Source organism: Stenotrophomonas sp. LMG 10879, assembly GCF_002750935.1.
Classification (GTDB): domain Bacteria; phylum Pseudomonadota; class Gammaproteobacteria; order Xanthomonadales; family Xanthomonadaceae; genus Stenotrophomonas; species Stenotrophomonas lactitubi_B.
The window spans coordinates 1-23410 of the sequence record NZ_PEJT01000020.1 but is presented as its reverse complement, the minus strand read 5'-3'; the positions used below and the strand labels follow the sequence as shown (position 1 = coordinate 23410).

At 68.7% G+C, this 23410-nt stretch carries 19 protein-coding genes; 12 read left to right on the top strand and 7 right to left on the bottom strand.

All coding sequences use genetic code 11. The features are described 5' to 3' along the window. Positions 1-8 precede the first annotated feature (8 nt). The 3 genes from CR919_RS20835 to folE all read right to left on the bottom strand — a co-directional run bounded on the left by CR919_RS20835 (position 9) and on the right by folE (position 2887). Positions 9-710: a DUF4194 domain-containing protein gene (locus tag CR919_RS20835; RefSeq protein ID WP_025875661.1), complete on the bottom strand. Its 702-nt coding sequence runs from the start codon at positions 708-710 to the stop codon at positions 9-11. Beyond that, entirely contained in the window at positions 697-2166 is a 1470-nt protein-coding gene (locus CR919_RS20830; protein ID WP_099821647.1) for a DUF3375 domain-containing protein, read from the bottom strand. Before CR919_RS20830 ends, CR919_RS20835 begins: the two co-directional genes overlap by 14 nt. Before the next feature lie 109 nt (positions 2167-2275). Further along, positions 2276-2887, bottom strand: coding sequence for a GTP cyclohydrolase I FolE (gene folE / locus CR919_RS20825; protein WP_089241981.1), 612 nt, complete (start codon positions 2885-2887; stop codon positions 2276-2278). Between the two features lie 598 nt (positions 2888-3485). On the opposite strand from folE, the gene CR919_RS20820 reads away from it, so the two are divergent. From CR919_RS20820 to CR919_RS20795, 6 genes are all read left to right on the top strand, one after another. Beyond that, positions 3486-3941: a MarR family transcriptional regulator gene (locus CR919_RS20820; protein WP_099821646.1), complete on the top strand. Its 456-nt coding sequence runs from the start codon at positions 3486-3488 to the stop codon at positions 3939-3941. 108 nt (positions 3942-4049) lie between these two features. After that, positions 4050-4259, top strand: a complete 210-nt coding sequence (locus CR919_RS20815; protein ID WP_010487502.1) for a DUF1656 domain-containing protein — start codon at positions 4050-4052, stop codon at positions 4257-4259. Next, positions 4256-5173, top strand: a complete 918-nt coding sequence (locus CR919_RS20810) for an HlyD family secretion protein (protein ID WP_165787299.1) — start codon at positions 4256-4258, stop codon at positions 5171-5173. The genes CR919_RS20815 and CR919_RS20810 overlap by 4 nt, the downstream gene beginning before the upstream one ends. Continuing rightward, on the top strand, positions 5170-6630 hold the full coding sequence (locus CR919_RS20805) for an efflux transporter outer membrane subunit (protein WP_099821644.1): 1461 nt from the start codon (positions 5170-5172) through the stop codon (positions 6628-6630). Before CR919_RS20810 ends, CR919_RS20805 begins: the two co-directional genes overlap by 4 nt. Before the next feature lie 3 nt (positions 6631-6633). Beyond that, a complete protein-coding gene (locus tag CR919_RS20800) occupies positions 6634-8673 on the top strand; it encodes an FUSC family protein (RefSeq protein ID WP_099821643.1) in 2040 nt (679 codons plus the stop codon). A gap of 137 nt (positions 8674-8810) precedes the next feature. Further along, positions 8811-9206: a hypothetical protein gene (locus CR919_RS20795; protein WP_099821642.1), complete on the top strand. Its 396-nt coding sequence runs from the start codon at positions 8811-8813 to the stop codon at positions 9204-9206. 127 nt (positions 9207-9333) lie between these two features. On the opposite strand, the gene recD is transcribed toward CR919_RS20795, so the two are convergent. From recD to recC, 3 genes are read right to left on the bottom strand one after another with little or no spacing between them, the layout of a single operon-like run. Then, on the bottom strand, positions 9334-11214 hold the full coding sequence (recD, locus tag CR919_RS20790) for an exodeoxyribonuclease V subunit alpha (protein ID WP_099821641.1): 1881 nt from the start codon (positions 11212-11214) through the stop codon (positions 9334-9336). Further along, the gene (gene recB, locus CR919_RS20785) at positions 11211-14885 is read right to left on the bottom strand and encodes an exodeoxyribonuclease V subunit beta (protein ID WP_099821640.1); all 3675 of its coding nucleotides are present in this window, start codon (positions 14883-14885) and stop codon (positions 11211-11213) included. The genes recD and recB overlap by 4 nt, the downstream gene beginning before the upstream one ends. Further along, a complete protein-coding gene (recC, locus tag CR919_RS20780; RefSeq protein ID WP_099821639.1) occupies positions 14882-18223 on the bottom strand; it encodes an exodeoxyribonuclease V subunit gamma in 3342 nt (1113 codons plus the stop codon). The genes recB and recC overlap by 4 nt, the downstream gene beginning before the upstream one ends. 194 nt (positions 18224-18417) lie before the next feature. Here recC and CR919_RS20775 point away from each other — a divergent pair, with 194 nt between their 5' ends. The 6 genes from CR919_RS20775 to CR919_RS20750 are packed head-to-tail and all read left to right on the top strand — an operon-like array spanning position 18418 to position 22501. Beyond that, positions 18418-19206: an ATP-binding cassette domain-containing protein gene (locus tag CR919_RS20775; RefSeq protein ID WP_099821638.1), complete on the top strand. Its 789-nt coding sequence runs from the start codon at positions 18418-18420 to the stop codon at positions 19204-19206. Then, a complete protein-coding gene (locus tag CR919_RS20770; protein WP_006404088.1) occupies positions 19206-19955 on the top strand; it encodes an MlaE family lipid ABC transporter permease subunit in 750 nt (249 codons plus the stop codon). The genes CR919_RS20775 and CR919_RS20770 overlap by 1 nt, the downstream gene beginning before the upstream one ends. A 58-nt stretch (positions 19956-20013) precedes the next feature. Continuing rightward, positions 20014-20538: an outer membrane lipid asymmetry maintenance protein MlaD gene (mlaD, locus tag CR919_RS20765; RefSeq protein WP_006404090.1), complete on the top strand. Its 525-nt coding sequence runs from the start codon at positions 20014-20016 to the stop codon at positions 20536-20538. Further along, positions 20535-21197 (top strand): ABC transporter substrate-binding protein, encoded by a 663-nt coding sequence (locus CR919_RS20760; protein WP_099821637.1) that lies wholly within the window; start codon positions 20535-20537, stop codon positions 21195-21197. Before mlaD ends, CR919_RS20760 begins: the two co-directional genes overlap by 4 nt. Further along, positions 21187-21498, top strand: a complete 312-nt coding sequence (locus CR919_RS20755) for an STAS domain-containing protein (RefSeq protein WP_025875628.1) — start codon at positions 21187-21189, stop codon at positions 21496-21498. The genes CR919_RS20760 and CR919_RS20755 overlap by 11 nt, the downstream gene beginning before the upstream one ends. A 1-nt stretch (position 21499) precedes the next feature. Continuing rightward, positions 21500-22501, top strand: a complete 1002-nt coding sequence (locus CR919_RS20750) for a VacJ family lipoprotein (RefSeq protein WP_099821636.1) — start codon at positions 21500-21502, stop codon at positions 22499-22501. 111 nt (positions 22502-22612) lie between these two features. Here CR919_RS20750 and CR919_RS20745 read toward each other — a convergent pair whose 3' ends face one another. Beyond that, the gene (locus CR919_RS20745) at positions 22613-23158 is read right to left on the bottom strand and encodes a glutathione peroxidase (RefSeq protein WP_099821635.1); all 546 of its coding nucleotides are present in this window, start codon (positions 23156-23158) and stop codon (positions 22613-22615) included. Positions 23159-23410: the final 252 nt, after the last annotated feature.

Below are 23410 nucleotides of genomic sequence, written 5' to 3'. Positions count from 1 at the left end.
CGGGTCTCTCAGGCTTCAGCGGCCGGGGTTTCGCGCAGCTGGCGGTAAACCGCCGACAGCTGGGATACGTCTTCGGCGGAGAACAGCAGCTTCAACGCCGGCGAGACTTCGTGGCGGTCTTCCTGGCCGCCGAGGCGGGTCAGGATGTGGTTGTCCTTCATCTTCTGCACCGCCGAGGCGACACGGCGGTTGAAGCCGGCGCGGTCGGTGGACAGATTCTTTTCGTAGATGGCCAGCGCTTCGGCCATTTCGGCGTCGGCGACCACGGCGCGGTTGCCGCGTGCATCGGCTTCGCCCAGCTGCTGGCGCAGGTACAGCAACAGCACCGAATCAATGAAGGTCAACGGCGAGGTGCGCAGCAGTACCGGCGCATCGACGTCCTCGGTGTCGGCCTGGCGGGTGAACGCCACGCCACTGTCGCGGTCGAGCACCAGTTCCAGGAACAGGTCCGACAGCGCCGAACGGATGCCGGCTTCGCTGCGGATCAGTGCCGGCCACAGCTTGGCGTGGCGCAGCTGGTCGATGCTGGGGCCGATCAGCAGCTGGCACAGCGCGCGGCGCGCATCCAGCGGCAGGCGGCCGGTATCGCCCATGTAGTAGACGTCGTTGCCGCGCCGCGGCTGGGCCACGGTCGCCACCGGCTCGGCCTGGTAAGCGTCTTCGGCCAGGTCGGCATGCGGTGCGTCGATGGGGTCTTCATGCCAGCTCATGGCGTCTCTCCTGGGTAAACCAAACCAGCGGGATGCGGGCGCGACGGATCTGTCCGTCGCCACCACGCCATTCGGCAAGCTCCTGCTCGCCGGCGATCACGCTGCCAAAGCGCGTGCCCAGCGAGAGGTAACCGATGACACTGCCCAGCCCCTGCGGCGCTTCGCGCTGCGACAGGGCCTGGGCGATGCTGAGTTTCGGCTGCGCATCAAGCAGGTCGTGCAGGTCGCGGCGCAGGGTGCGGAAATCGATTTCCGACGACGCCACCAGGTCGCCCACGCTTTCCAGGCTGATGCTGGCCGCATCGTTGTATTCGACGTTGCCATCGACCTGGGCGCTGCGCGGGTCGTGCAGCTTCCACTGCGACCACGAGCGCAGGCGGCTGGTGGTCAGCTGCAGGTCGCGGCCGATGGCGCGCTGCGCCGGGAAGTCATCGCGCAACGCCAGTGCTTCGGACTGCGCCTGCTTCAACAGCTGGTTGAGGCGGCGCTGCTCCAGGTAACCACGGCTCTGCACGAAACCGCGCAGGCTGCGCGCGAAGTTCTGCAGCACGTCGTGCACCTGGCCACCACGCTCGAGCATGGTGCTGGTGAAGCCACGCAGGAAGTTGCGCTCGTTGCGGTCCAGCCGACGGGCGAAGCCGCGGGCCAGCAGGGTCTCCAGCGCGGCATCAAGCTGGGCGCTCTGTTCGGCGTCGTTGAGCAGGCGCCAGAACGCCTGGAAGCTACGACCCGCGTCGCTCTCGCCGATCACGTCCACGCCCTCGAAGAGCTTGGACAGCACGTCGCCGCGCTCGCCCTCGTCATCGATGATGCGTTCGCGGAAATCACGATTGAGCTGTTCGAAGTCGTCGCGCACGCGGCGGAAGTCTTCGGTCAGTTCGTCGGCCAGGCCGATGATCTGCCGCGTACGTTCCAGCGCACGCTTGCCGTCCAGGGCCGTCACACGGCCGGCGCCGACACGGGCGATCTCGGCATCGATGCGGTCGCGCTCGTCGCGCAGTGCGGACAGGCGTGCGTCGGGATCGGCCTCGGTCTGCGCAGCGAGCTGCGACAGCTGTTCGATCACCAGTGCCAGACGGCTCTCGGTGGCGGCCACGCGGGCCTGCTCCATGCTGTCGGCGAAGCGGATCGCCTGCAGCGCCTGGGTCGAGAGCTCGTACTGCTCCTGGTCGGCGCCTTCGGGCAGCCGGCGTTCCAGCCAGCCCTGCGCCAACCAATGGGCAACGTAGGCCTGCGCGGTCCGCGGCAGCTCGCGCGACAGCTCGTCACCGTTGAGCTGGTCCAGCGCGCGCTGCAGGCGCTCGTTGAGGACCGATGCAGGCAACGTGCGATCGCCGTCCATCAGCAGGCCCTGCAGCAGGCCGATGATTTCCGGTGCGTGGTCGGCGGCGAGCAGCTTCCATTGCGGCTGTTCGCGCAGGTGGCGATAACGGGTGATGCGTTCGCGGTGCTTCATGCAGCGAGATCGGTCCGAAGGGCGCGGCGGCCAGCGCGCGCGCGCAGGCGCGGCGCAGGCACGGCGAAAGCGGCGGCCGCGCGGGGCCGCCACCGGGAGGCGACGGCGCTCAGCGCTTGCCGCCCACTTCGATGAAGCGCAGGAACTCGGCGCGGGTGCGGGCATCCTCGCGGAAGCTGCCCAGCATCTTCGAGGTGACCATGCTGACGCCACGCTTGTGGATGCCGCGGGTGGTCATGCACTCATGGGCGCCTTCGACGACGACGCCGACACCGACCGGCTGCAGCACATCCTGAATGCACTGGGCGATCTGCGCGGTCATCTTTTCCTGCACCTGGAAGCGGCGGGCGTAGGCTTCGACCACGCGTGCCAGCTTGCTGATGCCCACCACCTTGCCGGCCGGCAGGTAGCCGACGTGCACGCGGCCGATGATCGGCGCCATGTGGTGCTCGCAGTGGCTTTCGTATTCGATGTCGCGCAGGACGATCAGTTCGTCGTAGCCGGCCACTTCCTCGAAGGTGCGTTCCATGTAGGCGCGCGGGTCGTCGCGATAGCCGCTGAACCAGTCGCCATAGGCTTCAGCCACGCGGCGCGGGGTATCCAGCAGGCCTTCGCGGGTGGGGTCCTCACCGGCCCAGCGCAGCAGGGTGCGCACGGCATCCTCGGCCTGGACCTGGGTCACATCGCCCTGCGGGGCGGCCTTTTCGTTGTTCTTGCTCATTGCATACAGCGCCCGAACGGGGGGCGAGCATCGTACCCGACCGGGGGGTGGGTCGTCCTCTGGGGACGGTTCATCGGGGGTCGTGTTGGCGCGTCGTTGCTATCGGTTGGGAGGTTGAGAGGGGACTGAGCAGGACACGCCGTAAACCCGTCCTTGGGGGCTCGATGGCGCCATCCATGGCGCCAACGGTCCTGCGCAGCCCCCTCTCAACCTCCCGGACAGTTTCCTGCGGACGCGGCCGGACCGCCCGAAAGCGGGGGCAAAAGCTGGGGTTCATGGCTTCGGAAACGGCGCGAGCCGCTGCCTTGGTGGGTGCGGACCGTTGGTCCGCACTGCTTCTGCCCTCGCCTTTAAAGAGCCAACCCTCCGCGCTCGCGGGGTGATGGGTGGGTGGTGGAGGGCTGGGCGGGGCAGGGCCGTGAGGCGCATGGATGCGCCGATCGAGCTTACAGGGACGTACTTGCAGCGTGCCCTGCCCCGTCCGGCCCTCCGCCACCCAACCGATAACCAGCAGGCGCACCGCTTTCCTCAACACACCCCACCCATTCAGCAAAACCTATTGATAGGAATGAAATTAGTAGTATCCTATCTATTACTTATGGACCGCCCCCTCGACGAGCGCACCGTGCTGCAGATGCAGCTCAGCTCCGGCCTGCTGTACGCAGGGCGGCAGTGGCAGCGCCTGGCCGACAGCCGGTTGGGCAGCTACGGCATCTCCACCGCCTGCACCATGCCGCTGTTGATGATCGGCCGCTCCGGCGGTGGCATCCGCCAGGTCGCGCTGGCCCAGCAGCTGGGCATGGAAGGTCCGTCGCTGGTGCGCCTGCTGGACAAGCTCTGCGCCAGTGGGCTGGTCCGCCGCGAATGCGATGCCAGCGACCGCCGCGCCAACCTGCTGTGGCTGACCGAGGAAGGCCAGGCGCTGGTGCGCGAACTGGAAGATCAGTTGATCGGCCTGCGCGAGGACGTGTTCGGCGAACTGTCCATGGATGAACTGCATGCCGTACTGAAGGCGTGGCGCCTGCTGGCCGAGGCTGCCGACCGCATCACGTAAGCCCGCTGCCTGTGAACACCGCCGCTGCCGTGCACACGCCAGCGGCTTTTACCCGTTGCCGTTGTTTCGTTGTACCTCCCCTCCCCCTCCTCGCCCCCGCCCCTTCCGATGCCCGGTGAATTCAGTCTCCACGGAGTGTTCGTCCCGACCCTGCTCGGGTTGATGCTGCTGGCCTATCTGGTCAACAGCGGCCTGCACGCGCTGCTGCAGCGTGCCGGCGCCTATCGCCACGTATGGCACCCGGCGCTGTTCAACCTGGCCTTGTACGGGATCGTGCTGGGCCTGCTGTTCCACCTCCTGCGTTGGATGCAATCGTGAACAAGATCGTGAAGAAAACCCTGCCGGTGCTGCTCACCTGTGCAGCCGTGATCGTCGCCCTGCTGGTGCTGCGCCAGCTGTGGGTCTACTACATGGATGAGCCGTGGACCCGCGATGCGCACGTTGGCGCCGACGTGGTGCAGGTGGCGCCGGATGTGTCCGGCCTGGTCGAAACGGTGCAGGTGGCCGACAACCAGGCAGTGAAGAAGGGCGACCTGCTGTTCGTGATCGACCGCGCGCGCTACCGCATCGCGCTGGAGCAGAGCCGCGCCAGCCTGGCCGAGCGCCAGGCCTCGGTGACACAGCTGCGCCGCGAGATCGGCCGCGACCGCAGCCTGCAGGATCTGGTGGCCGCCGAGGACGCCGAAGTGCGCCGGGCCAAGCTGCAGGCCGCACAAGCCGCGCTGGCCACCGCGCAGGCCGCGGTGGACCTGGCCGAACTCAACCTGGCCCGCACCGAAGTGCGCGCGCCGGCCAATGGCCGGGTCAACGACCGCACCATGCGCGTGGGCGACTACGTGGTGGCCGGCAAGCCGGTGCTGGCGCTGCTGGATACCGGTTCGTTCCGCATCGATGGCTACTTCGAGGAAACCCGCCTGCGCGGCGTAGCCCCGGGGCAGCGCGTGGACATCCGCCTGATGGGCGAGGACACCCCTCTGCACGGCCATGTCGAAAGCATCGCCGCCGGCATCGAGGATCGCTACCGCAGCAACGGCAGCAGCCTGCTGCCGAACGTGACCCCGGCCTTCGACTGGGTGCGGCTGGCGCAGCGCATCCCGGTGCGTATCGCCATCGACGAAGTGCCTGCCGGGGTGGAACTGATCGCCGGGCGCACCGCCACGGTGACCGTGGACACCGGCCGCCACGTGCAGAACAAGAAGGCCGGCGCTGCGCCGACACAGGCGGGCCTGTGAACGCCGCCCTGCCCCGCCTCGGCCTGATCATCGCCCTGGCCAGCCTGGCCGCGTGCAGGACCGTCGGTCCGGATTACGCCCTGCCGGAAGGCTCGGCGTTCAAGCGCCCGCAGGCAAATGCAGCCTTCATCGACACCGATAACCCGCAGGTGGCCGCCAATCAGGCGCTGCCGGCACGCTGGTGGTCGCTGTACAACGACCCGGTGCTGGATGGGCTGATCACCCAGGCGCTGCGCGACAACGTCGAACTGAAGGCAGCCGACGCGCACCTGCGCCGCGCTGCGGCGGTGTACGAACAGGCGATGGACGCCGGTGGCTTCGAGTACGAGGCCGAGGCCGGGGTCAGCCGCGCACAGTTGTCGGCCGAGTCCTTCCTGCAGGAGCACGAGCTGCCGGTGATCAACCTGGCCGACGGCAAGTTCGCGGTCAGCTACCAGTTCGACCTGTTCGGCAAGCTCAAGCGCGGTGCCGAAGCGGCGCGCGCCGATGAACAGTCGGTAGCCGCCGCACGTGACCTGGCCCAGGTGAGCGTGGTGGCCGAGGTGGCCGACAGCTACCTGGAGATCTGCCACGCCAACCATGAGCTGCATGTAGCCGAGCACTCGCTGCAGCTGCAGCAGCGCAGCCGATCGGTCACCCAGCGGTTGATCAGCGCAGGCCGCGGCACGCCGCCGGAGCTGGCCCGCGCCAATGCGCAGGTGGCCCTGTTGGAAGCCGCGCTGCCGCCGTTGCGCGCGCAGCGTTCGGCCGCGGCCTATTCGCTGGCCGCCCTGCTGGGCCAGACCCCCGGCCAGCTGCCGGCCGGGGTGATCGACTGCGCGCACGCACCGACCCTGGCCCAGCCGCTGCCGGTCGGTGATGGCCGCGCCCTGCTGCAGCGCCGTCCCGACATCCGCCAGGCCGAACGCAAGCTGGCCTCGGCCACCGCGCGGATTGGTGTCGCCACTGCCGAGCTGTACCCGGACATCCGCCTGGGCGCCTCGGTCGGCGCCGCCGGCCTGCTGGAAGACTTCGGCCAGCCGATGACCCAGCAGTGGTCGTTCGGCCCGCTGATCTCGTGGACGCTGCCGTCCTCGGGCACGCATGCACGCATCCACGCCGCCGAGGCTGGCGCCGATGCCGCGTTGGCCGAGTTCGACCATGCCGTGCTGCAGGCGTTGCGCGAGACACAGACCGCGCTGGACCGCTATGCGCAGGATCTGCGCCGCCTGCAGTCGTTGAAAGTGGCGCAGGAGCAGGCCGCGCTGGCCGCAGAGCAGAACCGCCGGCTGTACCAGGGCGGCCGCACGCCGTACCTGTCCAGCCTGGATGCCGACCGCAGCCTGGCCAGCAGCGATGCAACCCTGGCCGCGGCCGAAGCACAGGTCTCGCGCGACCAGATCCACCTGTTCCTGGTACTGGGCGGTGGCTGGCAGGACAACGCCACTGCCACGGCTGCACCGACGGCGGCGAGGTAAGCGATGAACGGGCTGACCGACCGCCAGGCCTGGCTGTTCTCGATCAAGACCTACCTGGCAGCGATCGTCGCGCTGTACATCGCCATGGCCGGCAACCTGTCGCGCCCCTACTGGGCGATGGGCACGGTGTACATCGTCAGCCAGCCGCTGCTGGGCCCGACCCGGGCCAAGGGCGTGTACCGCATCCTCGGCACGCTGGCCGCCGGCCTGGCCACCCTGCTGATGCTGCCCGCGCTGGTGGAAACGCCCCTGGTGCTGAGCGCGGCGATGTCGATCTGGCTGGCCGGCTGCCTGTTCCTGGCCCTGCTCAACCGCGGCCCGCGCGGCTACGCGTTCCTGCTGGCCGGCTACACCACGGCCTTCATCGGCTTTCCGGCGGTGACCTCACCGGAGACCATCTTCGACACCGTGGTGGCGCGCAGCGAGGAGATCATCCTCGGCACAGTGGTGGCGGTGCTGTTTGCTTCGCTGCTGTTCCCCGCCTCGGTGCGGCCGATGCTGGGTGCGCGCATCGGCAACTGGATGGAGGACGCGGCGCAGTGGTGCCGGCACATCCTCGAACGCGGCCGTGCGCATGCGCCGCGCAACCGGTTGGCGGCCGACCTGGTGCAGTTCGAGGCACTGATCGAATTCCTGCGCCGCGATGACCCGCGCCACGCCGGTGCGGCGGTGTCGATGGAGCGCCTGCGCGAGCGCATGCTGTTGCTGCTGCCGGTGCTGTCATCGATCGCCGATCGCCTGAGTGCGCTGCGCAGCGATGGACAGACCCTGCCCGAGGGCCTGCCGACGCTGGTCGATGACATCCACGACTGGATCGACACGCCGTCCAGTGCCAGCGACTACGCGCGCCTGCGCGCACGCATCAGTGCGCTGAAGCCGCAGGTGGACCGCGATCTGCAGCACCTGCAGCTGGCCAGCCTGCTGCTGCGCCTGGAAGAGCTGGTGGACCTGTGGCAGGACTGCCGCACCCTGCAGCACGCGATCGACCAGGGCACCGCGCCACTGGACCGTGCGCACTACCGCATCCGCACCGAACGCACCGCCACCGACAAGCACGTCGACTACGGCATGGCGCTGTTCTCCGCGCTCAGCGCCGGCGTGGCGCTGATGAGCTACTGCGTGCTGTGGATCGGCCTGGGCTGGGAGGGCGGTGGCAACGGCGCGATGATGGCCGCGGTGACCGCCGCGTTCTTTGCTGCCCAGGACGACCCCGCGCCGAGCATGGTCTCGTTCCTGGTGTGGGCGATGGTGGCGTCACTGGTGGCCGGCGTGTACCTGTTCGGCGTGTTCCCCGCCGTGCACGACTTCGGGCTGCTGGCACTGGTGCTGGCGGTGGTGTTCCTGCCACTGGGCCTGCTGCTGCACCACCCGAAGAGCGCGCTGTTCGCGCTGCCGCTGACGGTCAACCTGGCCGCACTGCTGAGCCTGCAGAACACCTACAGTGCCAACGTGCAGACCTTCGCCAACTCGTCGATCGCGATGTTCATCGGCATTGGGTTTGCCGTGGTGATGACGCGGTTGTTCCGCTCGGTCGGTGCCGAATGGACCGCGCGGCGGCTGGTACGGCAGGGCTGGACCACCCTGGCCGAGGCGGCCGAAGGCCGTGGTCAACAGGATCGACAGCGCTTCGCCGCACGCATGCTGGACCTGCTCGGCCTGCTGGCACCGCGCCTGGCAGCGACCCCGGAAGGCAGCGACATCGCCTCGGTGGACATGCTCAACGAAGCCCGCATCGGCCTGAACATCCTGCAGCTGCGCCGCGCGCGGCTGGAGCTGCCCGAGCGAAGCCGCGAGGCGGTCGAGCACATCCTCGAAGAGATCGCCGCGCATTACCGCCGGCAGATCGCCGCGCGCAGGCCGATCGCCGCTGCCGAGGCCCTGCGCGAGCGACTGGACACGTCCCTGGGGCGGGTCGGCAGCGTGGGTGCCTGCAAGGCGCGCGACGAGGCACTGATGGGCCTGATCGGGCTGCGCTTCGCGCTGTTCCCGGAGGCCAAGGCGTTGACGCTGGGGTTGGCGGACGCCGCAGCGCCGTCCGTCTGATGCGATCCGCCGGGCATGGCCCGGCGCTACCCTGTCCGCCTGATACGAATCGCCGGGCATGCCCCGGCGCACCCCTTATCCTCCGGTAGCGCCGGGCCATGCCCGGCGGCTTTTCACCCAGACAACAGGACGCTCCAATGAGCTACGACATGATGGTGTTCGAGGCCAGCGTCGCCCCGCGTGAAGCGGCGGCGTTCATCGCCTGGTTCGAGAAGCAGACGCAGTGGAACGAACGCCACGAGTATGACGACCCGGCGGTCAGCAGCCCGGCGTTGCAGGCGTGGTTTGCGGAGATGGCGGCGGTCTTTCCGCCGCTGAACGGCCCGCTGAGCAACGACGATGACGATCGCGCCGAAGTGACCGAGTACAGCATCGGCCGCGATGTGATCTATGGCGCGTTCGCGTATTCGGTGGCTGAGCGCGCGCATGGGTTGGTGCAGGACCTGGCCGAGAAGCACGGCGTGGGGTTCTTCGACGTCAGTGCTGATGAAGCGGCGATCGTGTATCCGGATGGGCTGGTGTTGATCGCGTAGATCCACGCCATGCGTGGATGAACTCCAAAACAATAGAAGTGCGCTTTTGTAGAGTCGAGCCACGCTCGGCTCCGTGACCTATAAGCCGAGCATGGCTCGGCTCTACAGCAAGCGCATCGCACCCGATTCAGAACAACGTGCCCTGCACCTTGGGTTGTTCGATGCGCGTTGGTTCGTCGGGCACTTCTTCCGCGCCCAGCCGCCAGGCCAATCCACCGAGGCGGCTGGCATGCCGCTTCAACGCGGCCTCCAGCACGTCGGCGCTGCCGGCTACCTGCAGGCGCTGGCGGGCGCGGGTCAGGCCGGTGTAGACCAGTTCGCGCGACAGTACGCGGCTGTCCTGCCGTGGCAGCTGCAGCCACACTTCGTCGAACTCCGAGCCCTGTGCCTTGTGCACGGTCATCGCGAAGGCGCTCTCGTGTGCGGGCAACGCTGCCGGGTGGAAGGCGCGCGGCTGGTCGGCGGTCTCGCCGGGGAACCAGGCCACCATCGCGCCGCTGCCATCGCGCAGGCAGATGCCGATATCGCCGTTGAACAGGCGATGGCGGTAGCTGTTCTCGGTGATCAGCAGCAGCCGGCCCTGGAAGTAGCCCGGGGTGTTGCCGGCCAGCAGCTGTTCGATGCGGCTGTTGAGGCCGCGCGCGCCCTGCGGGCCTTCGCGCAGTGCGGTCAGCACGCGCAGGCGGCCAGCCTGCTGCAGTGCCTGCGTGGGATCCACCGCATCGGCCAGTGCGCGCCAATGGTCGAGCAGGTGCTCGCGCTGGCCGCGCAACGGATCGGCTTCGCCTTCATGGAAGCGGACGCCGGCCAGTTCACCACTGCGCAGCAGGCGCAGGGCGGTGCCACTGTCGCCGCCGCGCACGGCCTGCGCCAGCGGTGCCAGATCCAGCGCATCACTCTGCCGGTAGCCACGCTGCAACTGCACGCGACGACCCGCGAACGCGCGCGGTGCTGCCTGCGGCTGCAGCGTGGCCGCTGCCAGCAGGCCATGCAGCGCCTGCGTGTCGTCGGCGCGGGTGCCGATGCCATCGCCGCTGGCGCGCAGGATCGCACTGAGCACATCGCCGGCTTCCACCGATGGCAGCTGGTCGGGATCGCCGAGCAGGATCAGGCGGGTGCCGCTGGCGATCGCGTCGACCAGCTTGGCCATCAACGGCAGGTCGATCATCGAGGCTTCGTCGACCACCACCACGTCCACCGGCAACGGGTTGTCGGCGTGATGGCGGAAGCGCGGTGAATCGGGAATCACCCCGAGCAGGCGATGCAGGGTGGTGCCAGTGCTGGGCAGCGCGGTGCACAGCGCCGGGTCCAGCCCCTGCTCCTGCAGCCGCTGTACGGCCAGGCGCAGGCTTTCGGCCATGCGCTCGGCGGCGCGGCCGGTAGGCGCTGCCAGCGCCACCTTCGGCACGGGCAGGCCCTGGTGCAGCGCCTGTGCGGCCAACAGCAGCAGCAGACGGGCGATGGTGGTGGTCTTGCCGGTACCGGGGCCACCGGTGACCAGCGCCAATGGGTGGCGCAGGGTCACGCCGGCGGCGCGTGCCTGCTGGTCTTCGCTGGTGGCGGCCTGCGGGAACAGGCGCGCGAACAACGGCGCCACGGCGGCCATGTCCGGTGCAGGCAGCGGATGGCGGCCGATGCGCTGCAGGCCAACCGCCAGCTGCCGCTCGTACTCGCGGTAACGGCGCAGGTACAGCAGGCCGTTTTCCAGCACCAGCGGTGCTTCCTCTGCGGCGGCGCTGGCGTCCTGCGGCGTCGCCACCCAGGGCGAGGCCTGCAGTTGTGCCAGCCACTGCGCAGGCTCAGGCCATGCTGGTACGCCGTCGATCAGGCGCTGTGGCTGGCGCGGATCGAAACCCGCGTGCCCCTGCGCCACGGCCAGCGAGGCCAGTGCGGCCGCCAGTGCCACGTCGTCCGGCGTGTCCTCGCGCAGGCGCTTGAGGCTGGTGGCCAGGGCGTGGTCCAGGGTGCGCAGCTGGCCACTGCGATGCAGATCACGCAGCAGGTTCATGCGGTTTCTCCGCGCGCGCGCGCCGCCATATCGGCCTGGGCCGCTTCGCCGCCGGCAAACAAGGCATCCAGCGCATCCACCAGTTCCGGTGCGAAACGCTGCACGTGCACGCCATTGCCGGCAACGTCCAGGCCACGGCAGAACAGGTAACGGATACCGCCCATGTCGCGTGCGTAGTCGTAGGCCGCGCCCAGGCGGAAACGCAGCCAGCGATGCAGGGCCACGGTGTAGATCAGCGCCTGCAGGTCGTACTCGCTGTGGCGCATGGCGATCTCCAGCAGGTCCGGGCTGTAACCCGGCAACCGGTTGGATTTGTAGTCCAGCACATACCAACGGCCATCACGCACGTAGGTCAGATCGATCTTGCCGGTCATCAGGCCTTCCAGCCTTCTGCGCAGGCCGAAGCCACGCCGCGCGCTGGCGATGCCGTGCTCGTGCAGCAGCTGCAGCAGCACCGGCACCGCGGTCGGCTCGATGGCGAAGTGGAACTCGATCTCGGCGCGGCGCTCGTGCTCGGGCACGCTGCACAGCGCACCACCTTCGGGCAGCGGCACGGTGAGGGTGTGGCCCACCAGCGGCACCAGCACCGCCACGCCATCGTCCAGATCCTCGTCGGCATAGCCTTCGTCGTGCAGCGAGCGGCGCAGCACGTCGGCCTGTCCCTCCGGCGCCGGTTGCTCAGGCTGCCAGCCGCTCCACAGTGCGAAGTCGACGTTCTCCAGCGCATCGTGCAGGACGTTGCCGAAACGGCTGCCCATGAAGCGTGGATCCGGCGGCGCCATGTCTTCCGCAGCGGCTTCCGGCAGTGCCGGTTCCAGCGGCAGCTCGGCACCGGCGGGTTCGTCGGCGGCCGGTGCCGGCAGTTCGGTGGCCGCCGCTTCGATATCGTCGCTGTTGCCAGCGTCGGCATGCGCCAGCTGGGTGAAGCTGTAAACCCACCAGTCATGGGGCACACGCCGGGTCAACGCACGCACTGCGGGCAGCTCACCTTCGGTTTCGGCCAGCAGCTGCGGCAGGCGGCCCGGCAGCGCGCTGTCATCCAGCTCCACGTCCGCATGCACACGCAGCGCCTGCAGATCGCCCAGCAACGGGGACAGGCGGGTTTTCGCATGGCCAGCCAGATCACCGGTGGCGATCCACAGCGCATGCTCGGCGCGGGTCAATCCCACATACAACAGGCGCGCGTCTTCTGCACGCTGTTCACGCTCACGCTGGCTGCTGGCCGCTTCCCACGCATCGTCCTTGTCCAGCTTCCAGTGCAGCTGGCGCTCGCCCTGCAGGTGCACGGTGCAGTGAGTGGCGGTGTTCGGCGCGCCGCCATCGATCCCCACGAACGGCAGGAACACCAGCGGGTATTCCAGACCCTTGCTCTTGTGCAGAGTGATGATCTGCACCCGCCGCGCGTCGGACTCCAAGCGCAGCAGCTGCTGCTCATCGTCCTGGTCGGCGTTGGCCATCTGCCCCTGCAGCCAGTCCAGCAGGCCGTGCATGCCCAGTGCCTGCGCCGAGGCTTCCTGCAGCAGTTCGCCCAGCTGCAGGTAATTGGTCAGGCGCCGCTCGCCATCGATCAGCGCCAGCAGGCGTTCGCCCTGCGCGGCGCAGACATCGGCAACCACCGCGAACGGTCCGCCACGCTGCCAGCGCTCGCGCCAGTGCAGCAGCTGCGCCTGGAACCCGCGCTGCAGGTCGCCCTCGCGCTCCATGCTGGCAATCGCACTTGCGCGCTGGCCCAGCAGCACGGTTGCCAACGCGGTACGCAGGCGCCCTTCGTCGGCCGGTTGCAGCAAGGCCAGCAGCAGCGCACGCAGGTCACGGGCCTCGCTGGTGGCGAACAGGCTCTGCTTGCCGGCCGCCACTGCGGGAATGCCGACCGCAGCCAGCGCGCGCTGCACCAGCGTGGCTTCGCGATGCGAGCGCACCAGCACGGCGATATCGCCAGGCTGCAGCGGACGCCCGCGCAGCAGCGCGGTGCCGGCACGCGCTTCCAGCAGGATCTGGTGGATCGCGGCCACGCAGGCCTCGGTCGCCGCGTCGCGCGAGGCATCGGCGCTGAAGGCCTTTTCACCCTCGCTGCGCAGCAGGCGCAGGGTGAGCGCAGGTGCGGCCCGGCCATCACGCAGGTAATCCTCATCGGCTCGCACGCCACCCGGGCGCACCGGCTCGAACTGGATGTCGCGTTCGAGGAAGGCGTCTTCGCCCGCGTTGTCGTACAGCGCCTGCAGCGCGCGGAGCACGGCCGGGCGCGAGCGGAAGTTCTGGTCCAGCGCCGGCGCCTGCTCGGCCACCTGCTTGGCTTTCAGATAGGTATGGATGTCGCCACCGCGGAAGCCATAAATGGCCTGCTTGGGGTCACCGATCAGGAACAGCGCCGGCTGCAGCCCCAGTTCGTCCACCTCCGGCGAGGCGCCGAACACGGTATGGAAGATGCCCCACTGGCGGTCGTCGGTATCCTGGAATTCATCGACCAGGGCGATGCGGTACTGCGCACGCAGCTGCTTGACCAGGGTCAGCCGCTGCGGTCCTTCCAGCGCGCGAGCCACACCGTCGATCAGATCGTCGTAGGTCTGCACGCGGCGCAGGCGCTTCAGGGCCGACAGGCGCTGGGTGGCATCCTCGCGCAGTGCATGCAGGAAGTTCAGCGCACTCGCCCGCAACCACTGTTCGCGCTGGGCCAGCAGTGCCACGTAGCGCTGCAGCGGTGCCTGCAGCGGCGAGGACGGCGTGCGCTCGGCGAACTTCTTGTTGGTCTTGGCCACCAGCGCATCGGGCAGCAGTGCCGGCAGGCGGTCGCTGGACAGCAGTTCGGCGGCGTCGCCGCGCTCGGCCCAACCCAACAGCTGGCGACCCAGCGGGTGCAGCCAGCCCAGCTTGTAGGAGACGCCGTTGATCCACTTGTTGTCGACCGCTTCGCACAGGTCCAGGAAGAAGCGATCACCGTGCTCGCGCACGGCAGCAGCCAGTTCCACCGCGACCGCTTCCAGGGCCGGGCGCGGGTCGTCCACGGCCAGCGGCTGCGGCCGCGGATGCAGCGGTGGCGATGACAGCAGCGCGCGCAGGTCAGCCGCCAGCGCATCCGGGGTTGACCACAGCCAGGTCAGCGGTTCCAGCGTGGCCGGGTCGTTGGCATGCACGCGCCAGAGATCGGCGGCCAGTTCTTCCAGCAGCTCACGATCGCTGGCCAGCAGCTCCGGTGGGTCGAAGGTATGCCCGCTCTCCAGCGCATGTTCGCGCAGCACGCGGGTGCAGAAGCCGTGGATGGTGAAGATCGCCGCCAGGTCGATTTCGTCGGCAGCCACCTGCAGGCGCCGCTTCAACGCCTTGGCGCTTTCCATGCCGTCCTGCAGATGGCGTTGCAGCACCTGCCGGGTCAGCGCCGCGTCGGGCGTTTCATCATCGCCGGGCGGCAGATCGACCAGGCGTGCGGCCAGAGCCAGGCGCTCGCGGATGCGCTTGCGCAGCTCCTGGGTCGCCGCATCGGTGAACGTCACCGCCAGGATCTGGCCGATACGCAGGCCCTGCTCGACCACCAGACGGGTGAACAGTGTCGCCAGGGTGAAGGTCTTGCCGGTGCCGGCACTGGCTTCGATCAGTCGCGTGCCGTGCAGCGGCAACGCCAGGTAAGGGTCGGGCAAACGTGTGTCGATGGAAGGGTCCTCGGCAACGCGGCTCATGCGTGGCCTGCCTGTGGATCAGTGCCGAAGCTGCGGCCTTCGCGCACGGCGCTGAAGACCACCTGGCTGTTGCGCAGCAGGTCGGCATAACTGGCGTCGTCGGCGAACGGGTCGGCGCCACGCAGCAGCAGCTGCCACGCATCACTGTTGGCTTCACCCCAGCTGCGGTCGCTGCCATGCCATTGCTTCCAGCCTTCGCTGCGCTGCTTTTCCACCGGCGCGTTGAACAGCACCCAGCCGGTGTAGGGCGCGAAGCGCAGCGGCTCGCGCAGGCCGCGCTGGCGCAGCTGCAGCAGCGCGCGCAATGCCGCGCGGGCTGCAGGCACGGTCAGCGCAGGCAAGACATGCGGACCGGGCCCAGCATCACCACCGTCGTGGAACTGCACCAGCGGCAAGGCATCGCCGGCGGCGTTGGCCAACAGCCAGTCGAGCCCCTGGCGGATCACCGCGTTGCCGTTCAGGGCGCCGGCGCGCAGTCGCACCAGGCCCTCCGGATGGCGATCGCCGACCCGGCCATGCAGGCGCACACCGTCGATCTCCACTTCATAGCGGCGGCTCTCCAGCGGCGTGCCCTGCAACCAGCCGAGCATGGCCGTGGCGTACGGGCGGGTCTTGAGCTGTTCCACTTCGAACTGGCGCTCGCCGAGGATGCCCGACGGCAGCAGTCCGCGTGCGCGCAACCGCGGGTACAGCGGCTCGCTGTCGCCGGCCAGGGTGGCCTGCACCACGGCCAACTGCACGCTGCGCTTCTCCGGCCCGCGCGAAGACAGCACCAGCGGCTCCAGGTCGTCGACGTCCTCAACGTCGTCAGCCAGGCGCAGGCCCAGCGACTGCGCGAGGAACTGGCCGGCCGGATCGCACAGGAAACGACGCAGGCTGTCCAGCGAGACCTCTTCTTCCACCGCGTCGTCCGCCGGTGGCGGCAGTGTGGTGTCGAACCACGGCAGCAGGCCGCCACGCTCCCCACCCAGTCGCCCGGCGGCCGGATGCCACTGCCGGCGGTAGCTGAAGCGGCGCGGGTCGCCATCGCCGAAGGCGGCCGGCGAGAACGGCTGCAGCGCGTGGCGCACGGTGAAGTCGCGCGTGGCGGTCGGCGGATCCAGGTGATAGGCCGCGGCGGCGTCGATCAGTTCACTGACCAGCACCGAGGGTTCGCGCACGCTGCCATCGCGCGGGTCGGCGCCAAGATAGCTGAGGTAGAACACATCCTGGGCGGCAGCGAACAGCTGCAGGAACAGGAAACGATCGTCTTCGCGGGTGGAGCGGTCGCCCGGGCGGCGGCGCGGCGTGTCCAGTTCAGCGGTGAGCTGGTTGAGGCCGGCGGCGGGATCACGACGCGGGAAATCACCATCGTTGAGGCCGAGCACGCAGATCACCCGGAACGGCAGCAGGCGCATCGGCACCATGCGGCCGAAGCTGATGCCACCGGTCAGCAGCGGCGCCCGCGTATCGGCCTCGGCCAGGGCACCGGCGAAGTGTGCACGCACCACTTCCGGCGGCACGCCGTCGGCGAACCCGGCCTTGTACGCATCCTCGGCGAACTGGTTGAGCAGCTTGCGCAGGCGCTCCAGCGCACGCTGGCTGTTGGGTGAGCTGGGCGGCGTCGGCAGCAGCGCATCGAGCAGCGACAACAGGCGCTGCCGCCACTGTGCGGGGGTCAACAGCTCACCGAGCCGGCGCTGGTAGACGGCCAGCACGCGCAGCAGGCGCAGCAGCCGGTCCAGCGCATCCAGCGCCCCGCCTTCCAGCTCGATCCACGGCGCCACCCCGGCCAGGTCCACCTCGCTGCCGGTGGCGTGGCCCAGCAGCAGGCGATCCAGCGCGAACTGCCAGGTGTAGGCGTCATCGCTGGGGGCCTGCAGCTGGTCGCGATGGTTGGCATCCAGGCCCCAGCGTGCGCCCGCCTGCTGCAGCCAGCCATGCAGGCGATCGAAGTCAACCGCTTCCAGGCCGGCGGCCTCGGCCAACGGTGCACTGGCCAGCAGGTCCAGCACCTCGTTCAGGCCGAAGCGCGAAATCGGCAGGCCGAGCAGGTGCACGAACACATCGGCCAGCGGCTCGCCGGCCAGCGGACTGCTGTCGGCCAGCGCGTAGGGAATGTGCTCGTCGTCGCCACCCCGTCCGCCGAACACCGCTTCCAGATAGGGCACATACGGATCGATGTCCGGCGCCAGCACGGCGATCTCACGCGCCTGCAACGGCGGGTCGAAGCGCGGGTCCTGCAGCAGGCTGCGCAGCTGGTCGTGCAGCACCTGCAGCTCGCGCAGGCGGGTGTGGCAGGCATGCACCTGCAGGCTCGGGTCGTCGCTGCGCAGGCCGTCGCGTGGTTCGCCCGACGGCAAGGCGCGACGGTGGAACAGGTCGCGCTGCAGGCGGTGCAGCAGGCTGTCGGACAGCCCGCCCTGGTCCATGGTCGGCCGCGAATCTTCCTCGGGGTCGGAATAGGCGGCGATCTCACCGGCCGGATGCACCACTTCGTAGCTGCCCAGCACCGCCATGAAATCGCGGCCGGCCGCACCCCACGCTTCCAGCAGGCGGTTCTCGCCGGCGGCCTCGCCAAACGGGTCCGGCGCGCCGCTGCGCAGGCGCTCTGCCAGGGTCTGCAGGTCGCCCCAGTAGGACTGCACCGGCGTGGGCAGGTAGAAATGCAGTTCGCCCACCCGCGACTGGGTGGCCATGACGCGCAGTACGTCGGGCGAGATGTTGAGGGTGGCAAACGCCGACATCCGCGCTGGCAGGCCCTTCGGCAGCGGCTGGCCGGCGCCCTCGAAGCGGTCCAGGTAGGCCTGGATGCGGCGCGCGCGGTAACCATGGCCGGTGGCGATGCTGCGCCACAGGATGGCCTGCGGATCGGCCGCATCGGCGCCGGCCTCCCAGCGCAGCAGCCAGTCGCGGCGCCAGGCCTGGTACTTCTCGAACACCGACGCCAGTTCGCCGGCCAGGGCCCAGGGTTTGAGCGCATCGCCACCGGCAAGATAGGACTGCAGCGCACGCATGGGCGGCTGCGCCAGCAGGTCCGGGTCGCGCAGGGCCTGGTACAGGCGCCAATGCAGGGCGGCCGCGTCCAGATCGTCGGCTTCGCCCTCGACATTGGCGTTCAATGCCCGGGCAACGAACTCACCGGGGGTGAGGAATTCCAGGTTGGCGGCCACGCCATACTCGGCGGCCAGGGTTGCCTGCAGCCAGCGCCGCATCGCCACCTGCGGGATCAGCACCACCTCCGGCGCCAGCAGCGGCTGTCCCGCCACCGGCACACGCACGTTGCGCGCCAGCAGCGCAGCCAGCACGTCCAGCGAATTGGAATGGTAGAGGCGGAAATCGCTGCCCGGGTCACTCATCGTGCACAGTGTGCAGCACACCCGGCCGTATTCAATGCCGGGGTACGGCGATCGCGACGGATTGTTCCGGTCGTTTCAGGAATTGTCCCGGTCTGGCGGAGGTCCGGCCGTGCAACAATACTGGACCGTCCAGTCTGCTTATGTTCAGCAGCCTGACCCGATGCTTCAATGTCGAAAAAACGTTAAGGGTGCCCATGTCGGCTTCCACTCCCAGTCTGGTGCAGTTATCCAACGTCCGCATCGACCGGAGCGGGCGCACGATTCTGCGCGACGTTTCGCTGCAGGTGCCCAAAGGCAGCATCACCGCCGTGCTGGGTCCGTCCGGCAGCGGCAAGTCGACCCTGCTGGCGGCGCTGACCGGCGAACTGCGTCCGGTCACGGGTGACATCACCCTGTTCGGCAAGCCGATCCCGCAGCGCACCGCTGAACTGCTGGAGATGCGCAAGAGCGTTGGCGTACTGCTGCAGGGCAATGGCCTGCTGACCGACCTGACCGTGGCCGAAAACGTTGCCCTGCCGTTGCGCACCCATACCCGCCTGCCGGCACCGGTACTGCGCCGGCTGGTGCAGATGAAGCTGCATTCGGTAGGCCTGCTGGCGGCCGCCGATGCCTGGCCGCGTGAACTGTCCGGCGGCATGGCCCGCCGCGTGGCCCTGGCCCGCGCATTGGCCCTGGACCCGCCGCTGATGATCTACGACGAGCCGCTGACCGGGCTGGACCCGATCGCCTCGGGGGTGATCATGAGCCTGATCCAGCGCCTCAACCACAGCCTGGGCCTGACCAGCATCATCGTCAGCCACCACGTGCACGAGACCCTGCCGATCTGCGACCAGGTGATCGCGATCGCCAACGGCGGCATCGTGTTCCAGGGCACGCCGGAGGCGCTGCAGTCCAGCCAGGACCCGCTGCTGCGGCAGTTCCTGCACGGCCAGCCCGACGGTCCCATCCCGTTTGATGCCGCACCGCGCGCGAGGGTTGCCTGATGCCGTTCGTGCAAGCCACCCGCTCGCTGGGCCGTGCCGGCCTGTTCTCGCTGACCGTGCTGCGCGGTTCGCTGCCGACCCGTGATTTCCTGGCCGAGCTGACCCGCGAGATCTACAAGATCGGTGCGCGTTCGCTGCCGATCATCGCCGTCGGCGGCGCCTTCGTCGGCCTGGTGCTGACCCTGCAGGGCTACCGCACGCTGACCACCTTCGGTGCGGCCGACGCGCTGTCGACCCTGCTCGGCCTGTCGCTGTACCGCGAACTGGCACCGGTGCTGACCGCACTGCTGTTCATCGGCCGTGCCGGCAGCTCGATCGCCGCCGAACTGGGCCTGATGCGCGCCACCGACCAGATCAAGGCGCTGGAACTGATGGCGATCGACCCGGTGGCCAAAGCCGTGGCGCCGCGCTTCTGGGCGGCGGTACTGACCGTGCCGCTGCTGACCGGCATCTTCTGTTCGCTGGCGATCAGCGCCAGCTATTTCGAGGCCGTGCACGTACTGGGCCTGGACAACGGCGTGTTCTGGTCGGCGCTGCGTGGCAGCGTGGACTTCTGGGACGATTTCGGCGTGGCGATGCTGAAGTCGGCGATCTTCGGTGGCACCGCCGCACTGGTTGCCGCCTATGTCGGTTTCCACGCCGAACCGACCATCGAAGGCACCTCGGTGGCCACCACCCGTGCGGTGGTCAACGCCTCGCTGCTGGTGCTGATGTTCAACTTCGTGCTGTCGGCAATGTTGTTCACCTAACCCCTCCACCGGCGGTGCGCATCGGCGCGCGGCCACCACGACTGATCAGGTAATCCACATGGCCATCCGCGGTCCCAGACTCGAATTCTCCGTCGGCGCTTTCCTGCTGCTGGCCCTGGCCTCGCTGATGGTGCTGGCCGTCGCCTCGACCAACCAGCGCTGGAGCTGGGGTGGCGAAGGCTATGAACTCAAGGCCCGCTTCTCCCAGGTCGGCCAGCTGCGCAAGCAGGCGCCGGTGAAGATCGGTGGCGTCACCGTCGGCCAGGTCGCGGCGATCGACCTGGACCCGGTGAAGTTCGAATCGATCGTGACCCTGCGCATGGACAGCAAGGTCAAGGATCTGCCGGCCGATACCTCGGCGGGCATCTTCACCAGTGGTTTGCTCGGCGAGAGCTATATCGGTCTGCAACCCGGCGGCGATCCCGACGTGCTGAAGCCCGGCGAAGAGATCGTCTTCACCCAGCCGGCCGTGGACCTGATCCAGCTGGTCGGCAAGTACATGTTCAGTGGCGGCGCCGGTGGCGGCGCTGCTCCGAAGCCCAACGATGGCGCGCAGGCGCCTGCAACGGAACCGCAACCATGAAGATGAAACTGATCCCGGCCCTGCTCGCCTCGTCGCTGCTGCTGGCCACCCCGTTCCTGGCCCAGGCGCAGGCCGCCGCCCCCGCTGCTGCCGCCCCCCAGGGCCAGGCCGGCAAGGTGGTGATCGACGCCAGCACCCGCATCCTCACTACCCTGCAGCAGCGCCGTGCTGAATTCAGCGGCAACCCGGCCAGCCTGCGCAGCTACATCGACAGCGAGCTCAACCGCACCTTCGACCGCGACTATGCCGCGCGCCTGGTGCTGGGCACGCACGCCCGGGGCGCCGCCGACGCCGACATCAAGCTGTTCGCCAATGCGATGGCCGACAACCTGATGCAGCGCTATGGCTCGACCCTGCTCAACATCCAGGGCAAGCCGAGCTTCCGCCTGAAGGGCGAAAGCCCGCTGCCGGGCAACCGCGGCGTGCGCGTGAGCACCGAGCTGGTGCGTGCCGGCAGCGAGCCGACGCCGGTCGAGTACTGGATGCGCAATGAAGGCGGCCAGTGGAAGATCTTCGACGTCAACATCGAAGGCATCTCCTACGTGCAGACCTTCCGCAACCAGTTCGATGCCCCGCTGCGCCAGAAGGGCATCAAGCAGGTGGCCAACGATCTGCGCAGCGGCAGCATGCAGGCCGGGCCGGCCGGCAATGGCAAATAAGGCGCTGGCGCTGCTGGAGGGTGACACCCTGCGCCTGCGCGGGGTGCTCGACCGTGCAGCGGTGATCGCGCTGTGGCCGCAACTGCAGGCCCTGCCGGCGCAGCTGTCGCGGCTGGAACTGGCAGAGGTCGAGCGCGTGGACAGCGCCGGCCTGGCGTTGCTGGCCGAGCTGGCCGCGCGCGCGCGCCAGGGCGGTCATCCGCTGACGATCTCCGGCGCCCCCGCCGGCTACAACGAACTGAGCGCGGCCTACCGGCTGTCGCCCGACCTGGACTTCAACGCTACTTCTGCTGCGAGCTGACATGAACGTCGTGCGCGTTTTCCCCCTGATCCTCCTGGCCGCCGCGCTCAGCGCCTGTGCCGGCAAGCCGGCACGCAGCGATGCGCCGGTGGCCGACACCGTGGTGCCGGCGACGAGTACCACCCCCGTCGACAATGCGGCTGGTGCCGATGCACCTGCTGCGAGCGTCGTTGCCGACGCCCCCGTACCTGCAGCGGCCACGCCGGCACCGGCGGTCGCTTCGCAGGGTGCAAGCGGCAATGATGCCGCTGCCACCGCTCCGGGCGGCGATGACGACTTCGACGCGTTGTACGGCGCCAACGGCAGCACCACCAGCACCACTGCGTACGACCCGTGGGAACCGTTCAACCGCAAGGTGCACGGGTTCAACAATGCGGTCGACCGCGGTATCGCCCGTCCGCTGGCAACCGCCTATACCCACGTGGTGCCGCGCTTTGCCCGTACCGGCGTAAGCAACTTCTTCAGCAACCTGCGTGCACCGCTGACCATCACCAACCAGCTGCTGCAGGGCCGCCCGGCCGATGCCTGGGACAGCCTGGGCCGGTTCCTGATGAACAGCACGCTGGGCGTTGGTGGCCTGTTCGATCCGGCCAGCAAGGCGATGGTGCCGCGTCGCAACGAGGACTTCGGGCAGACCCTGGGTGCCTGGGGCTGGCGTCGTTCGCGCTACGTGGAACTGCCGTTCTTCGGCCCGCGCACCGTGCGTGATGTGTTCGGCCTGGCCGGTGACATCCCGCTGTCGCCGATCCGCCGCATCGAAAGCGACAAGTACCGCATCGGCCTGCAGGGCCTGCAGCTGGTCGACACCCGCGCGCAGCTGCTGGCGATCGACGACCTGCGCGATACCGCGGTGGACGAATACGCATTGGTCCGCGATGCCTGGATGCAGCGCCGCAACTACCAGATCGAGAACGACCTGCGCGGCAAGCGCGAGCGTGGCAGCGACGATGCGAACTCGCCGATCCCGGTCGATGCGATGCCGATGCCGCAGTGGACCAACTGATCCACGTTGGCCCCGCATGAACGAAAAACCCCGCCTCGGCGGGGTTTTTTTTGGGCGCTGTGGGTCGGGTCGGAGCCCTTTCCCGTGGAAAGGGATCCGACCCTGGGCCGATCAGGCTGCCAGTGCCGCCTCGACCGCTTCGCGCAGGCGCGCATCATCGGCGGCCACGTCCGGGGCGAAGCGGGCGATGACCTTGCCATCGCGGCCGACCAGGAACTTCTCGAAGTTCCACAGCACCGCCGGTGCCGGGTGGATCGGAATCTCCTTGCTGGCCAGGCGCTCGCGCAGCGGACCTTCGCCGATCGCCTGCGGCTGCGCGGCAGTCAGCTGCTGGTACAGCGGGTGGGTGTCTTCACCGGCCACGCTGATCTTGGCGAACATCGGGAAGCTCACGTCGTAGGTCAGCTGACAGAACTGCTGGATCTCCGCCTCGCTGCCCGGTTCCTGGCCGAGGAAGTTGTTGGCCGGGAAGCCCAGCACTTCCAGGCCCTGCGCGTGCTTTTCCGCGTACAGCGCCTGCAGGCCTTCGTACTGCGGGGTCAGGCCGCACTTGGACGCGACGTTGACCAGCAGCAGTACCTTGCCCTGGTAGTCGGCAAGCGAGGACGGCTGGCCGTCGATGGTGGTGAGGGAAACATCCTGGATCGAGGTGCTCACGCGGGGCTCCGGCTACAGCGGGGAAAGGCCCACCAGCATACCGCCGCACGCGCTGTTGTAGAGCCGAGATCCTATGTTTGTGGTCAAGCCTGCTGGAAGCAGGCTTGACCCACTTTCAGCATGGCTGGATCAAAGTCCCGACCGCTCTTGAAGACGCCCCAGGCGATCTTGGCCAGCTTTCTGGCCAGGATGTTGAAGCTGGCGGTACTGCTGTGGCCGCGTTCGCGGATGGCCGTGTAAAGGGGTTTGCCG

What these genes read in the sequence shown, in the direction of transcription:
- CR919_RS20750 (WP_099821636.1), top strand. Translation starts at nt 21,500, where the DNA reads ATGAACGTCGTGCGCGTTTTCCCCCTGATCCTCCTGGCCGCCGCGCTC.
- recB (WP_099821640.1), bottom strand. Translation starts at nt 14,885, where the DNA reads ATGAGCCGCGTTGCCGAGGACCCTTCCATCGACACACGTTTGCCCGAC.
- folE (WP_089241981.1), bottom strand. Translation starts at nt 2,887, where the DNA reads ATGAGCAAGAACAACGAAAAGGCCGCCCCGCAGGGCGATGTGACCCAG.
- CR919_RS20835 (WP_025875661.1), bottom strand. Translation starts at nt 710, where the DNA reads ATGAGCTGGCATGAAGACCCCATCGACGCACCGCATGCCGACCTGGCC.
- recC (WP_099821639.1), bottom strand. Translation starts at nt 18,223, where the DNA reads ATGAGTGACCCGGGCAGCGATTTCCGCCTCTACCATTCCAATTCGCTG.
- CR919_RS20775 (WP_099821638.1), top strand. Translation starts at nt 18,418, where the DNA reads ATGTCGGCTTCCACTCCCAGTCTGGTGCAGTTATCCAACGTCCGCATC.
- recD (WP_099821641.1), bottom strand. Translation starts at nt 11,214, where the DNA reads ATGAACCTGCTGCGTGATCTGCATCGCAGTGGCCAGCTGCGCACCCTG.
- CR919_RS20800 (WP_099821643.1), top strand. Translation starts at nt 6,634, where the DNA reads ATGAACGGGCTGACCGACCGCCAGGCCTGGCTGTTCTCGATCAAGACC.
- CR919_RS20820 (WP_099821646.1), top strand. Translation starts at nt 3,486, where the DNA reads ATGGACCGCCCCCTCGACGAGCGCACCGTGCTGCAGATGCAGCTCAGC.
- CR919_RS20760 (WP_099821637.1), top strand. Translation starts at nt 20,535, where the DNA reads ATGAAGATGAAACTGATCCCGGCCCTGCTCGCCTCGTCGCTGCTGCTG.
- mlaD (WP_006404090.1), top strand. Translation starts at nt 20,014, where the DNA reads ATGGCCATCCGCGGTCCCAGACTCGAATTCTCCGTCGGCGCTTTCCTG.
- CR919_RS20830 (WP_099821647.1), bottom strand. Translation starts at nt 2,166, where the DNA reads ATGAAGCACCGCGAACGCATCACCCGTTATCGCCACCTGCGCGAACAG.
- CR919_RS20795 (WP_099821642.1), top strand. Translation starts at nt 8,811, where the DNA reads ATGAGCTACGACATGATGGTGTTCGAGGCCAGCGTCGCCCCGCGTGAA.
- CR919_RS20815 (WP_010487502.1), top strand. Translation starts at nt 4,050, where the DNA reads ATGCCCGGTGAATTCAGTCTCCACGGAGTGTTCGTCCCGACCCTGCTC.
- CR919_RS20755 (WP_025875628.1), top strand. Translation starts at nt 21,187, where the DNA reads ATGGCAAATAAGGCGCTGGCGCTGCTGGAGGGTGACACCCTGCGCCTG.
- CR919_RS20770 (WP_006404088.1), top strand. Translation starts at nt 19,206, where the DNA reads ATGCCGTTCGTGCAAGCCACCCGCTCGCTGGGCCGTGCCGGCCTGTTC.